This is a genomic window from Vibrio sp. B183 (genome assembly GCF_000740665.1).
GTDB classification, from domain to species: Bacteria; Pseudomonadota; Gammaproteobacteria; order Enterobacterales; family Vibrionaceae; genus Vibrio; species Vibrio coralliilyticus.
Genome location: NZ_JPQB01000025.1, coordinates 46,729 through 59,016, shown reverse-complemented (window position 1 = coordinate 59,016; position 12,288 = coordinate 46,729). Strand labels below are relative to the sequence as shown.

At 45.6% G+C, this 12,288-nt stretch carries 16 protein-coding genes; 2 read left to right on the top strand and 14 right to left on the bottom strand.

The features are described 5' to 3' along the window. The 6 genes from IX95_RS26095 to ffh form a co-directional block, all read right to left on the bottom strand. On the bottom strand, nucleotides 1-110 hold a 110-nt coding region (locus IX95_RS26095; protein ID WP_200876927.1), incomplete at its 3' end, for a transposase. A gap of 176 nt (nucleotides 111-286) precedes the next feature. Beyond that, nucleotides 287-640 carry a 50S ribosomal protein L19 gene (gene rplS / locus IX95_RS21975; RefSeq protein ID WP_006958143.1) on the bottom strand — a complete coding sequence of 118 codons (354 nt, stop codon included), beginning with the start codon at nucleotides 638-640 and terminating at the stop codon, nucleotides 287-289. A 41-nt stretch (nucleotides 641-681) separates the two neighbouring features. Beyond that, nucleotides 682-1,425 (bottom strand): tRNA (guanosine(37)-N1)-methyltransferase TrmD, encoded by a 744-nt coding sequence (trmD, locus tag IX95_RS21970; RefSeq protein WP_038164057.1) that lies wholly within the window; start codon nucleotides 1,423-1,425, stop codon nucleotides 682-684. Between the two features lie 27 nt (nucleotides 1,426-1,452). Further along, a complete protein-coding gene (gene rimM, locus IX95_RS21965) occupies nucleotides 1,453-2,001 on the bottom strand; it encodes a ribosome maturation factor RimM (RefSeq protein WP_029236289.1) in 549 nt (182 codons plus the stop codon). Between the two features lie 29 nt (nucleotides 2,002-2,030). Further along, on the bottom strand, nucleotides 2,031-2,279 hold the full coding sequence (gene rpsP / locus IX95_RS21960; RefSeq protein WP_005438039.1) for a 30S ribosomal protein S16: 249 nt from the start codon (nucleotides 2,277-2,279) through the stop codon (nucleotides 2,031-2,033). A 208-nt stretch (nucleotides 2,280-2,487) separates the two neighbouring features. Next, entirely contained in the window at nucleotides 2,488-3,879 is a 1,392-nt protein-coding gene (gene ffh, locus IX95_RS21955; RefSeq protein ID WP_038164052.1) for a signal recognition particle protein, read from the bottom strand. A gap of 205 nt (nucleotides 3,880-4,084) precedes the next feature. Here ffh and IX95_RS21950 point away from each other — a divergent pair, with 205 nt between their 5' ends. Beyond that, nucleotides 4,085-4,879, top strand: coding sequence for a cytochrome C assembly family protein (locus tag IX95_RS21950; RefSeq protein ID WP_038164050.1), 795 nt, complete (start codon nucleotides 4,085-4,087; stop codon nucleotides 4,877-4,879). Between the two features lie 122 nt (nucleotides 4,880-5,001). Next, nucleotides 5,002-6,276, top strand: a complete 1,275-nt coding sequence (locus IX95_RS21945) for an HlyC/CorC family transporter (RefSeq protein ID WP_038164049.1) — start codon at nucleotides 5,002-5,004, stop codon at nucleotides 6,274-6,276. A gap of 67 nt (nucleotides 6,277-6,343) precedes the next feature. On the opposite strand, the gene rpoS is transcribed toward IX95_RS21945, so the two are convergent. The 8 genes from rpoS to ftsB form a co-directional block, all read right to left on the bottom strand. Further along, a complete protein-coding gene (gene rpoS / locus IX95_RS21940) occupies nucleotides 6,344-7,327 on the bottom strand; it encodes an RNA polymerase sigma factor RpoS (protein WP_006958149.1) in 984 nt (327 codons plus the stop codon). A gap of 66 nt (nucleotides 7,328-7,393) precedes the next feature. Beyond that, a complete protein-coding gene (gene nlpD, locus IX95_RS21935) occupies nucleotides 7,394-8,305 on the bottom strand; it encodes a murein hydrolase activator NlpD (RefSeq protein WP_021456683.1) in 912 nt (303 codons plus the stop codon). A 2-nt stretch (nucleotides 8,306-8,307) separates the two neighbouring features. Continuing rightward, nucleotides 8,308-8,934 carry a protein-L-isoaspartate(D-aspartate) O-methyltransferase gene (locus tag IX95_RS21930; RefSeq protein ID WP_038164045.1) on the bottom strand — a complete coding sequence of 209 codons (627 nt, stop codon included), beginning with the start codon at nucleotides 8,932-8,934 and terminating at the stop codon, nucleotides 8,308-8,310. A gap of 2 nt (nucleotides 8,935-8,936) precedes the next feature. Beyond that, entirely contained in the window at nucleotides 8,937-9,680 is a 744-nt protein-coding gene (gene surE / locus IX95_RS21925; protein WP_171354641.1) for a 5'/3'-nucleotidase SurE, read from the bottom strand. A gap of 11 nt (nucleotides 9,681-9,691) precedes the next feature. Beyond that, the gene (truD, locus tag IX95_RS21920; RefSeq protein WP_038164041.1) at nucleotides 9,692-10,738 is read right to left on the bottom strand and encodes a tRNA pseudouridine(13) synthase TruD; all 1,047 of its coding nucleotides are present in this window, start codon (nucleotides 10,736-10,738) and stop codon (nucleotides 9,692-9,694) included. A gap of 46 nt (nucleotides 10,739-10,784) precedes the next feature. Next, the gene (gene ispF / locus IX95_RS21915; RefSeq protein ID WP_038164039.1) at nucleotides 10,785-11,264 is read right to left on the bottom strand and encodes a 2-C-methyl-D-erythritol 2,4-cyclodiphosphate synthase; all 480 of its coding nucleotides are present in this window, start codon (nucleotides 11,262-11,264) and stop codon (nucleotides 10,785-10,787) included. 3 nt (nucleotides 11,265-11,267) lie between these two features. Continuing rightward, nucleotides 11,268-11,972, bottom strand: a complete 705-nt coding sequence (ispD, locus tag IX95_RS21910) for a 2-C-methyl-D-erythritol 4-phosphate cytidylyltransferase (protein ID WP_038164037.1) — start codon at nucleotides 11,970-11,972, stop codon at nucleotides 11,268-11,270. Between the two features lie 2 nt (nucleotides 11,973-11,974). Continuing rightward, entirely contained in the window at nucleotides 11,975-12,253 is a 279-nt protein-coding gene (gene ftsB, locus IX95_RS21905) for a cell division protein FtsB (RefSeq protein ID WP_019277512.1), read from the bottom strand. Between the last annotated feature and the right edge of the window lie 35 nt (nucleotides 12,254-12,288).

Here is a 12,288-nt window from a genome sequence, read left to right as displayed (position 1 = left end):
AGCTCTTTGCCTAAATTTCCTTTCAGAATCTTTAGTCGATATTTAGGTGTCCAAACAATATGATATTGGCACCGATGATAAACGTGTGAAGCGGATTCATATCTGCTCATGTTCGTTATTTCCTTCATTTGTTGGTTGCAAACGAGGACATCTTGAACATGAGCGTTCTTCGGGCAAAGCCCAACAGAACGATCACCACCTTCTAAAGAAGGTGGTTTAGGGCTAGAAAATAAAAAAGCGGAGGCCTAAGGCCTCCGCTAATACTATGAGAACGCTAGTTATAGCATTACTTCTTAGCAAGCTTCTCTTTAATACGAGCTGACTTACCAGAACGCTCACGTAGGTAGTACAGTTTGGCACGACGTACTGCACCGCGGCGTTTAACTTCAATGCTATCAACCATTGGAGAGTGAGTTTGGAACGTACGCTCTACACCTTCACCGTTAGAAATCTTACGTACAGTGAATGCAGAATGTAGACCACGGTTACGAACACCGATTACAACGCCTTCAAAAGCCTGTAGACGCTCACGGTCACCTTCTTTTACCTTAACTTGAACAACAACTGTGTCACCAGGTGCAAAGTTAGGTAGGTCTTTTTTCATTTGCTCTTCTTCAAGAGCCTTGATGATGTTACTCATTTTCAATATTCCTAGAATAAACTGATACTAAATTTAATAGGTTACTTCGCGTTATGTTCTTTAATGAACTCAGCGAGTAATAATTCCTGTTCGTCAGTCAGAGCTAGGTTTTCCAGGAGCTCTGGTCTTCTTATCCAGGTACGGCCTAACGACTGCTTGAGTCGCCAGCGACGAATGTCCTTATGGTTACCGGATTTCAGTACCGTAGGTACCTCTTCTCCATCTAACACTTCCGGACGCGTATAGTGCGGACAGTCCAATAAACCATTGGCAAAAGAATCTTCTTCTGCTGACGAAAAATCTCCCAGCACTCCCGGTATAAACCGAGATACCGAGTCGATTAGCGTCATGGCCGGAATCTCTCCACCCGTCATCACGAAATCTCCGATTGACCATTCTTCGTCAACCTCAGATTGGATGATACGCTCATCTACCCCTTCATAGCGGCCGCAAATCAGAAGTAAATTCTCATTTGTTGCCAGCTCTTCCACCCCTTGCTGGTCGAGTTTACGACCTTGAGGTGATAGGTAAATAACTTTCGTCTTACCCGGTGAGGCTTGTTTAGCGGTATGGATAGCATCGCGCAAAGGCTGAACCATCATAAGCATACCTGGGCCTCCACCGTAAGGTCTGTCATCGACAGTTCGATGCTTGTCGTGAGTGAAATCACGAGGATTCCAAGTCTCAATCGACAAGAGACCTTTCTTAACCGCTTGACCTGTTACTCCAAAATCAGTAACAGAACGGAACATTTCAGGAAATAGGCTAATTACGCCAACCCACATGTTTATCTCGCTCTGATAATTTGGAGTTTAGAAGCCAGGATCCCAGTCAACTTCGATCCGTTGAGCTTCACGATCAATCAACTTGATCACTTGCTCTTCAAGGAACGGAATTAATCGTTCCTTTTGCCCAAAAGCATCTTTCAAATTTGCTTTAACCACCAAAACATCGTTGGAACCCGTTTCAAGCATGTCAGAGACAGTGCCTAAGTCATAACCTTTATCAGTTACAACCTGCATTCCAATCAAATCACGCCAGTAGAACTCATCTTCTGGCAATTCTGGCAGTACCGCAGGGTCAATTGCGATTTCAAAGTTAGTCAGTAATTGCGCGTCTTCGCGCACGTCCAGACCTTCCAGCTTTACCACCAAACCTTTGTTATGGCGCTTCCAGCTTTCTACTTTTCGCTCAACCCACTCACCTTTCTGGTTAATAAACCAAGGTGCGTAATCAAATATGCTTTCGGTATTGTCTGTGTAGGAAAAAACTTTAAGCCAGCCACGAATGCCGTAAGTAGCACCAAACTTACCTACAACAATCTTCTCGCTGCTCATTGTTTCATTACCTTTCATCGACATAAGCTAATTACTACTTCTTAAATTAAGAATTAAGCCGCTTTTTGAGCGTCTTTAACTAGCTTAGCTACGCGGTCAGATAGAGATGCGCCTTGACCAACCCAGTGGTTAACGCGATCTAGGTCTAGACGTAGACCTTCTTCTTGACCTTTAGCCGTTGGGTTGAAGAAACCAACTTTCTCGATGAAACGGCCAGTTGCAGCATTGCGGCTGTCCGCTACTACGATTTGATAAAATGGACGCTTCTTAGCGCCGTGACGTGCCAAACGAATGGTTACCATGTCGTCCTCTTTGCTTTCTCAAAAATAAAATTAACCCCAGGAACCGCTTAATGAAAAACAGTTTGGGGTCTCGTGCCAAAATAAAGCTCCGGAATTTTACTCTTATTCCGGAGCAATGCAAGGTATTTAGCTACTTTTTCACCAACATAAAACGAGTTCTAAGTTTGTGACCTAGCTAACACCTTGAAATTTTTATCGCAGGGGAATTTTAGCGCCCAAATGGATTGAAGCCGCCGCCTCCACCCATACCGCCCATGCCTCCCATCATGCCTTGCATGTTGCGCATCATGCCCTTCATTCCACCCTTCTGCATTTTCTTCATCATCTTCTGCATCTGAGTGAATTGCTTGAGCAGGCGGTTAACATCCTGAACCTGAGTACCAGAACCCGCAGCAATACGTTTCTTACGCGAGCCTTTAATCAATTCAGGACGTTGGCGTTCTTTCATGGTCATGGAATTGATAATGGCTTCCATTTGCTTAAACATCTTGTCATCGACTTTGTCTTTGACGTTGTCTGGCAAATTGCTCATGCCTGGCAGTTTATCCATCATGCCCATCATGCCGCCCATGTTCTGCATCTGACCAAGCTGTTCACGGAAGTCTTCAAGGTCGAAGCCTTTCTTCTCTTTAAACTTCTTCGCCAGCTTCTCTGCTTTCTCAGTATCAACATTACGTTGTAGATCTTCGATAAGCGACAGTACGTCACCCATACCAAGAATACGTGAAGCAACACGATCAGGGTGGAATGGTTCTAGTGCATCGGTTTTCTCACCGACCCCCAAGAATTTAATTGGTTTACCTGTGATATGACGAACTGAAAGTGCCGCACCACCACGCGCATCACCATCGACCTTGGTTAGGATCACCCCCGTCAGTGGTAACGCATCGCCAAACGCTTTCGCTGTGTTTGCGGCATCCTGACCAGTCATTGCATCGACAACAAACAGAGTTTCAACAGGATCAATTGCAGAGTGAAGCTCTTGGATCTCACCCATCATCTGCTCATCGATCGCTAGGCGACCTGCAGTATCGACAAGAAGAACGTCATAGAATTTCTTCTTCGCATGGTCTATCGCAGCATTGGCAATATCAATCGGCTTTTGATCAGGCGAAGATGGGAAGAAATCGACACCAATGTCTGAAGCCAGCGTTTCTAGCTGTTTGATCGCCGCTGGGCGATACACGTCCGCAGAGACAACTAAGACTTTTTTCTTGTCTCTCTCTTTTAACAGCTTAGAAAGCTTACCAACCGAGGTGGTTTTACCGGCACCTTGCAAGCCTGCCATTAGGATCACAGCTGGCGGCTGTGCAGCAAGGTTCAGTGCCTCATTGGATTCACCCATTACGGCTTCAAGTTCTGATTGAACAATCTTAATGAACTCTTGGCCAGGGGTTAGAGACCTAGAAACCTCTACGCCCACGGCGCCTTCTTTTACGCGTTTGACAAAATCACGTACAACCGGAAGAGCGACGTCGGCTTCAAGCAGCGCCATGCGCACTTCACGCAAAGTGTCTTTTATATTGTCTTCGGTCAAACGACCTTTACCGCTGATATTCTTCAGCGTTTTGGATAATCGATCCGTTAAATTCTCAAACATCTTAGTCTCTTTACCTGAGCGACTCACAGTGTAGTCGCCCTAAAATGACGACAAATTATTGTGAGTATACCTTAGCCAGTCCTCGCTTTGCACTGCCGTGATAACATTTGATCTCTCCCGTGACACAAATCAGGGAGATAAGTCATAGCCCAAGCTGTTGATGCAAGGTATAATTTGTTAAAAATCCACCAGATCTTAGAGAAGAATGGACAACTTAATCGCCGTTGCTGCTGCAATACTCTATTTCTTAGCAATAGCAACCATAGTACCGGGGCTTGTACATCAAACAGGGATCCGAGCCAAAACTGTCTTGATCAGTGCTTTCTTAGCGCTCGCTTTTCATGCCTGGTTATTAAGTGATTTGATTATTGAAGGATCAGGGCAGAATTTAAGTATCCTCAATGTCGCTTCCTTGATCAGTTTTATTATTTCTCTGGTTTTAAGCCTGGCGATGCTAAGAACACGCCTATGGTTTCTTTTGCCCGTAGTATATAGCTTTGCGGCAATAAACCTATCTGCTGCCGCTTTCTTACCTAGCACGTTTATTACTCATTTAGAGCAAGATCCAAAACTGCTGATCCATATTTCTCTGGCGCTTTTCTCATACTCAACGCTCACCATTGGTGCTCTTTATGCTCTGCAACTGGCTTGGTTAGATCACAAATTAAAAACCAAAAAAGCCTTAGTGATTAACCCGAACCTACCACCATTGCTGATGGTCGAACGGCAACTCTTTAAGATCATCTTGGTTGGTAACCTGCTGCTAACCGGCACCCTGCTCACTGGCTTTATTTTTGTGCAAGATATGTTTGCTCAAGGAAAAGCGCACAAAGGCATCTTGTCCTTTATTGCTTGGGTGGTCTACTCCATTCTGCTCTGGGGTCACTATCAGAAAGGATGGCGTGGTCGAAAAGTGACTTGGTTTGCCGTTGCCGGAGCGACTTTGCTGACACTGGCTTATTTTGGCAGCCGCTTTGTTCGCGAGATCATTCTTAACTAATTGATATTCAAAGGTGCATAGACTGCACCTTTCTTTTACAATACTTCGCCCGATACCTGAGATTGACTTAGCGCTTTTGTTAGGTCATAAATTAATCAAACATCAAAAGGAAAAGATAAGTTTTGGACGACATATCAACGGGTCTCTTGTTTGCGCTACTCGCGTGTCTGATTGTTATTTCAGGATATTTCTCAGGTTCAGAAACCGGCATGATGGCTCTGAATCGCTACCGTCTCAAACACCTTGCGAATAATGGGCATAAAGGCGCTAAACGCGTCGAAAAGCTATTGGATCGCCCAGATCGTTTGATTGGTTTGATTCTCATTGGCAATAACCTCGTCAATATTCTCGCCTCAGCAATCGCGACTATTCTCGGAATGCGCTTATACGGTGATATCGGGGTTGCCATTGCAACGGGTGCGCTAACTATGGTGATCCTCGTTTTCGCAGAAGTAACACCAAAAACGCTGGCAGCACTCTACCCTGAGAGAGTGTCATACGCGAGCAGCATACTTCTTAGCATCTTGATGAGGCTACTGTCACCCCTGGTGATGCTGGTTAACTTCATTACTAATGGCTTTATACGCTTACTTGGTATTCGAGCCAATCACGGTGGCGATGATCATCTAAGCTCAGAAGAACTGCGTACCGTCGTTAACGAAGCTGGTAGCCTGATCCCAAGGCGCCACCAAGATATGTTGATTTCCATCCTCGATCTAGAGCATGTCACTGTTAATGACATCATGGTACCGAGAAACGAAATCACAGGCATCGATATTAATGATGACTGGAAATCCATTGTTCGCCAGCTGACCCACTCTCCTCATGGTCGCGTCGTGCTATACCGCGACCAGATTGACGAAGTCGTCGGTATGCTGCGCTTACGTGAGTCTTACCGACTGATGCTGGAAAAAAACGAGTTTAACAAAGAGACTCTGCTCAGAGCCGCAGACGAAGTTTACTTTATTCCTGAAGGCACTCCGCTCAATATTCAGCTGTTGAAGTTTCAGCGAAATAAAGAACGTATCGGACTTATCGTCAACGAATACGGTGACATCATTGGCTTGATTACACTAGAAGATATTCTGGAAGAAATTGTTGGCGAGTTCACCACTTCGATTGCACCAAGTCTGTCTGAAGAAATCACCCCACAAGGTGATGGCAGTTTCTTAATTGAGGGCAGTGCAAATATTCGCGATATCAACAAAGGGTTAATGTGGAAGCTACCAACTGACGGCCCTCGCACATTAAACGGTTTGATCCTTGAGCATTTAGAGGATATTCCTGAAAGCCACCTGAGCGTTCAAGTGTCGGGTCACCCAATGGAAATCGTCGAGTTAGAAGAGAACCGTATTAAACTGGTAAAAGTGTTTCCAAGTAACGCCAAAGAAAGTTAGTAAATAGCAGAGCGCAAAATAATAAAGCCTTGGCAATGCCAAGGCTTTTTCTTTACTTAAGAAGCATTTACTCTTCGTTCATGCTGAACAGGCTTTCCATGTTCAGACCTTGTTTGATCAGGATCTCTCTTAAACGGCGTAGGCCTTCAACCTGAATCTGACGAACACGTTCACGAGTTAGGTTAATTTCACGTCCTACTTCTTCCAGTGTTGACGGCTCGTAGCCCAATAATCCAAAACGACGTGCTAAGACTTCTTTCTGCTTAGGATTCAGTTCATCCAACCAATGGATCAATGAAGATTTGATATCATCGTCTTGTGTGGATACTTCAGGGTCAGAGTTGTTCACATCAGGAATAATATCCAGCAGTGCTTTTTCACCATCACCACCGATAGGGGTGTCTACAGAACTAATGCGTTCGTTAAGGCGTAGCATCTTGCTGACATCGTCGACTGGCTTATCGAGTTGTGTAGCAATCTCTTCTGCCGTTGGTTCGTGGTCCAGCTTCTGTGATAACTCACGAGCAGTACGCAGATAGATATTCAGTTCCTTGACCACATGAATAGGCAAACGTATGGTGCGAGTTTGATTCATCAAAGCACGTTCAATCGTTTGGCGTATCCACCATGTAGCATAGGTCGAGAATCGGAACCCTCTCTCTGGGTCAAACTTTTCAACCGCGCGAATCAAGCCTAAGTTGCCTTCTTCAATCAGATCAAGCAGAGCAAGCCCACGGTTGCTGTATCGACGGGAAATTTTCACCACTAAGCGAAGATTACTTTCAATCATTCGTTTACGCGCAGCTTCATCACCTCTTAGGGCACGGCGAGCGTACAAAACTTCTTCTTCTGCGGTGAGTAGTGGAGAGAAACCAATTTCTCCCAAGTAAAGTTGAGTGGCATCCAAGCTTTTTGTGGAAGCGTCAAACTCCTCTTTGGCGTCCTCTGCTTGGGTGCGGTTGGCGGTAGTAAGCCCGTTTGCCTGAATCGATTCCATTGTTGGTTCAAGCTCGAACTCTTCGACTTTCGTTGCTGTATTGCTGATACTCATAGCGCCTCCCCCTGGCGAGCTAGCAAGACATTACTACTTCTAATGTCGCTATTTACCTATTAAGTATTAGGGTAAGTAGCGTTTTGGATTCACTGACTTACCTTGATAGCGAATTTCAAAGTGTAGACGAACACTGTTGGTTCCAGAACTGCCCATTGTTGCGATTTTCTGGCCTGCTTTTACACTTTGTCCTTCGTGTACGAGCAACCGTTCATTATGCGCATAAGCACTGAGGTAGTTATCGTTATGTTTGATAATCACGAGATTACCATAACCGCGCAGCGCGTTACCCGAATAAACAACGGTGCCATTAGCTGTAGACGTTATCGGCTGACCTCGCTGTCCTGCAATGTCGATACCTTTATTCCCTTGATCTCCAGCTGAGAAGTTTTTGATTACCCTCCCTTTGGTTGGCCATAACCATTTAGAGATTTTCTCATTCTTTGGTTTAGAGCTACTGACCGATTTGTTAACGTTTTGTTTACTTTTAGAACCAACATACTCCTTTGATTTTGATTGATCAACCTTCTTAACTGGATCTTTTTTAACCACTTTTTGTTTGCTTTGCGTGCTTTTAGAGCTAACCGCTTGATTCGAGTTTTTACTCGATTTTATAGATGGTGTTGATACCGCTGCGACAACAACAGGTGCAGATACCGCACCCGCGCCTGTACCACCGTACGCTGGCGGGTTATAGGCAGGTTGCCAAAGTTTTAGTTTTTGACCAGGAAAGATGGTGTATGGCGCCGTTAAGCCATTGTAACGAATGATATCTTTTACATCTTTATCTGTGACGTACGCAATAAAGTAAAGCGTGTCACCTTTCTTGACCTGATAGTAACTGCCTCGATAGCTACCACGTGAGATAGAACTGTAGTCTTTGTTGAGACCTGAAACTGGCGCAGGGGAATGAGCAGCACATCCAATAAGTATGCTACTTAAGGCCACAACAGGAATAAACTTAGACCAACACTTCATAGTTAAGCAAGTTCACCAGCAATCAGGGGAACAAAACGCACATCTTCGATAATTTGGGATAAAAACTCATCGCCCTGACGGGTTATTTTTAGCAATTGCTGGACATCCTCACCGACCGGAATCACCAGAATGCCTCCATCCGAGAGCTGTTCAAGCAGTACAGGAGGAACGGAAGCTGCTGCAGCGGTGACAATAATTGCGTCAAATGGTCCTTTGACTGCCCAGCCTTGCCAACCATCTCCATGCTTCGTCGATACATTATAAATATCCAGTTGCTTAAGGCGACGCTTTGCCTCCCACTGGAGAGACTTGATGCGCTCTATCGAATAAACATGATCCACCAACTGAGCTAGTACAGCCGTCTGATAACCAGAGCCGGTCCCCACTTCTAAGACTTTGCTTGTCGAGCGAAGTTCAAGCATTTCGGTCATCTTAGCAACAATATAGGGCTGAGATATGGTCTGCCCCTGACCGATAGGTAATGCGTTGTTGTCATACGCTTGATGTACCATCGCCTGAGAAACAAACCGTTCTCGCGGCAAAGCATAAATTGCGTTGATCACGTTTTGATCCTGAATGCCGCTGGCGACCAGAAAGTCGATCAATCTATCGGCATGTGGATTCGTCATTCTTACTTGTCCTTCAACCAGTTATCCATACTGCGTAACGACTCATGAGCCGTCAGGTCTACTTGTAGCGGGGTAAGTGAAACAAAACCCTGCTCGATGGCATAGAAATCCGTACCTTCTCCGGCGTCCTGTTCCTTACCCGGAGGCCCTAACCAATAAATATCATGACCTCGCGGATCTTGCTGCTTGATCATCGCTTCCGCGTGATGGCGCGCACCTAACCTAGTGACACTGATACCTTTCAGCGCATCCGATGGCAGATCGGGAATATTGATATTTAATAATCTATTGGTTGGTATCGGAGCCGTAAGGTGCTGCTCGACAATGTCTCTTGCGATATGAGCAGCCGTTGCAAAGTGAGTTTTACCTACCAAAGAAAAAGCTATTGACTGAACCCCAAGGAAATGCCCTTCCATTGCAGCAGCCACCGTACCGGAATAAAGCACATCATCACCCAAGTTCGCACCATGATTAATACCCGTCAGTACCAAATCCGGAAGGTCATCTTTCATCAGCTCATTTAATGCAAAGTGCACACAATCGGTAGGTGTTCCCTGAACAGAATATATACCTGCCGATAACTCTTTGACACGCAGAGGTTGTTCAAGTGTAAGTGAGTTTGATGCTCCAGAGCGATTTCGATCAGGCGCCACAATGGTAATCTCGGCAAGATCGCCCAATGCTTCAGCCAAAGCATGAATCCCCTCAGCATGCACTCCATCATCGTTACTTAATAATATTTTCAGCGCTTTCTTATTCATTCGTAGCTGCGCTCCACTTCCTGTTCCTGAATAAGCTCACGAATGATTGCGGTGGCGAAACAGCCAGCATCCAAAGAGAATCGCAATGTTATTGTGTCCTGCTCAACACTCCAAGAAAGATCCTGAGGTTTTAGCGCTACAGGACGGCGATCATGGCGCATGCGATTTCCACGGATAAGAGCCATCAAATCAGGTTCCGCATCCAGATGAGACTGTTCCAATGCCAGAGCCTTCTCTTTAGTGGGCAAAGCATTATCACCCGCCATCGCTGCCGTGATCTGAGCATCGCCTTGCTTAATGGCCTCGTTAAGTTCTGCCAGTGCTTCTGATTCAGCACTAACAACTCCCTCAGATGTCTGAATACAATCACCTTCTACAGCCAGATTAAACACGTCTTGTTCAATGCGCTGTGACACTATGTTGTTGAAGATCCACGAGCGTGCTGCCGAAAGATACAAGCTTCTTTTGTTTTGATTTCGAGTGCGCACATTCTCACGGCCCCAACGTCTTGCTTCATTGAGATTGTTACCGTTGTTCCCGAAACGCTGACTACCAAAATAATTTGGAACACCGTGTTGGCGGACTGATTCCAGTCGCACAAGTACATCTTCGACATCACTTACTTCTGTCAATGTGATGATGAATTCATTTCCGATTAAGTCACCCGGGCGTAGTTTTTTGTTGTGGCGGTTGGTTTCAACAATCTCAATACTTGGATATTGGCTAAGAAACGCTCTGAAATCAGGAGTGTTCCCTTTAGGCAGATGAACACTTAACCACTGCTCAGTCACAGCATGACGATCTTTTAAACCAGCCCAGCTGACATCTTTCGATTTCACGCCACAGGCTTTAGCCAGCTCATTTGCAACGAAGCTGGTATTCTCTCCCGTCTTACGGATACGCACCATCAGATGCTCTCCTTCGCCAGTAAAGGCAAAACCAAGATCCTCGTTAACCTGAAAATGCTGCGGCTGGGCTTTCAACTTCCCCGTGGCTTGAGGTTTTCCATTCAAATAGGCAAGTGAAGATAAAATGTCAGTCATAATGTTACCGTTACCCCTTTCTGCGATAGTCGCCAAGGCGTAGTTTTTATTGTTGTTTTATTAGTAATACGACCGCTTCGGTCGCGATACCTTCTTTGCGGCCAGTGAAACCAAGGCGCTCCGTCGTTGTCGCTTTGACATTCACATTGCCAATATCCGTTTCAAGATCTTGCGCAATCACTTCACACATCGCCGCGATATGCGGGGCCATTTTGGGCGCTTGAGCCATAATGGTGACGTCCGCATTTCCCAGTATATAACCTTGTTCTTTCACTCTGCGGTACACGTCGCGCAGTAAATCCCGGCTGTCCGCTCCTTTCCATTCATCATCGGTATCAGGAAAGTGACGACCAATATCACCCGCTGCAATGGCTCCGAGTAACGCGTCACATAGAGCATGCAGAGCAACATCACCATCTGAGTGAGCGATCAGCCCCTGCTCATACGGCACAGAAACACCACCTATAATTACCGGGCCTTCGCCACCAAACTTGTGAACGTCGAAGCCGTGACCAATACGAATCATGATTTATCCTTTATTACGATTAAGATAAAACTCTGCGAGCGCTAAATCTTCGGGCTGAGTAATTTTTATATTATCCGCCGAACCCTTTACCAGAGCTGGAGATTGCCCAGACCACTCCATCGCAGACGCTTCGTCAGTAATCGTAATACCTTTCAAAAGCGCCTCACTCAGGGCCGTGGTCAGTTGCTCAGTTTTAAACATTTGTGGAGTCAGTGCGTGCCACAGTGCTTCTCTATCTACAGTATGATCAATATTTTGACCTCTGTTTGCTCTTTTCATTGTGTCTCTGACGGGCGAAGCGAGAATGCCTCCAACCTCATGCTGTAATGACACCTCAATAAGCTTATCTAAATCTCGCTGTTTAACACATGGTCTGGCAGCATCATGCACCATCACCCAGTCGGCAAGCTGATGGTCACAAACGAACTTCAGCCCAGACAAGACGGAATCTGCTCGCTCCTTCCCCCCATCCACTTTTACCACCTGCGGGTTTTGGGCAATAGATAGCAACGGAAAGTATGGATCACCGTCGGTAATCGATACGATAACTTTGTCTATTTTAGGGTGTTGCAGTAGTTTCTCGACGGTATGCTCAAGGACGGCCTTATCGTTAATAGAGAGGTACTGCTTTGGGCGATCTGCCTGCATACGGCTGCCAACACCAGCAGCAGGGACTATAGCGACAATGGAAGGGTTCACTTGCGTCATGCTTAGTTGTCATCTCCGACAATGCGGTAAAACGTCTCACCTTCTTTTACCATTCCCAGTTCATGGCGAGCACGCTCTTCGATAGCGTCTAGCCCTTGGCGAAGGTCATCAATTTCAGCAAACATTTCATTGTTTCGGTTCTGCAGGTTGCCATTGACCTGATGCTGAACTTCAATTTCAGCATTGACCGACTGAAACTCAGAAATGCCATTTTTGCCCAGCCACAAGGTGTACTGCAGCCAGCCTAATAACAAGAGTAAAGTTAGGGCAAAAATTCGCATAAAATATTCTAAGAATGAGAGATATAGAAAGACCA

What these genes read in the sequence shown, in the direction of transcription:
- trmD (WP_038164057.1), bottom strand. Translation starts at nt 1,425, where the DNA reads ATGTGGGTTGGCGTAATTAGCCTATTTCCTGAAATGTTCCGTTCTGTT.
- rplS (WP_006958143.1), bottom strand. Translation starts at nt 640, where the DNA reads ATGAGTAACATCATCAAGGCTCTTGAAGAAGAGCAAATGAAAAAAGAC.
- rpsP (WP_005438039.1), bottom strand. Translation starts at nt 2,279, where the DNA reads ATGGTAACCATTCGTTTGGCACGTCACGGCGCTAAGAAGCGTCCATTT.
- IX95_RS21950 (WP_038164050.1), top strand. Translation starts at nt 4,085, where the DNA reads ATGGACAACTTAATCGCCGTTGCTGCTGCAATACTCTATTTCTTAGCA.
- IX95_RS21930 (WP_038164045.1), bottom strand. Translation starts at nt 8,934, where the DNA reads ATGACGAATCCACATGCCGATAGATTGATCGACTTTCTGGTCGCCAGC.
- truD (WP_038164041.1), bottom strand. Translation starts at nt 10,738, where the DNA reads ATGACTGACATTTTATCTTCACTTGCCTATTTGAATGGAAAACCTCAA.
- rimM (WP_029236289.1), bottom strand. Translation starts at nt 2,001, where the DNA reads ATGTCGATGAAAGGTAATGAAACAATGAGCAGCGAGAAGATTGTTGTA.
- nlpD (WP_021456683.1), bottom strand. Translation starts at nt 8,305, where the DNA reads ATGAAGTGTTGGTCTAAGTTTATTCCTGTTGTGGCCTTAAGTAGCATA.
- rpoS (WP_006958149.1), bottom strand. Translation starts at nt 7,327, where the DNA reads ATGAGTATCAGCAATACAGCAACGAAAGTCGAAGAGTTCGAGCTTGAA.
- ispF (WP_038164039.1), bottom strand. Translation starts at nt 11,264, where the DNA reads ATGATTCGTATTGGTCACGGCTTCGACGTTCACAAGTTTGGTGGCGAA.
- ffh (WP_038164052.1), bottom strand. Translation starts at nt 3,879, where the DNA reads ATGTTTGAGAATTTAACGGATCGATTATCCAAAACGCTGAAGAATATC.
- ftsB (WP_019277512.1), bottom strand. Translation starts at nt 12,253, where the DNA reads ATGCGAATTTTTGCCCTAACTTTACTCTTGTTATTAGGCTGGCTGCAG.
- ispD (WP_038164037.1), bottom strand. Translation starts at nt 11,972, where the DNA reads ATGACGCAAGTGAACCCTTCCATTGTCGCTATAGTCCCTGCTGCTGGT.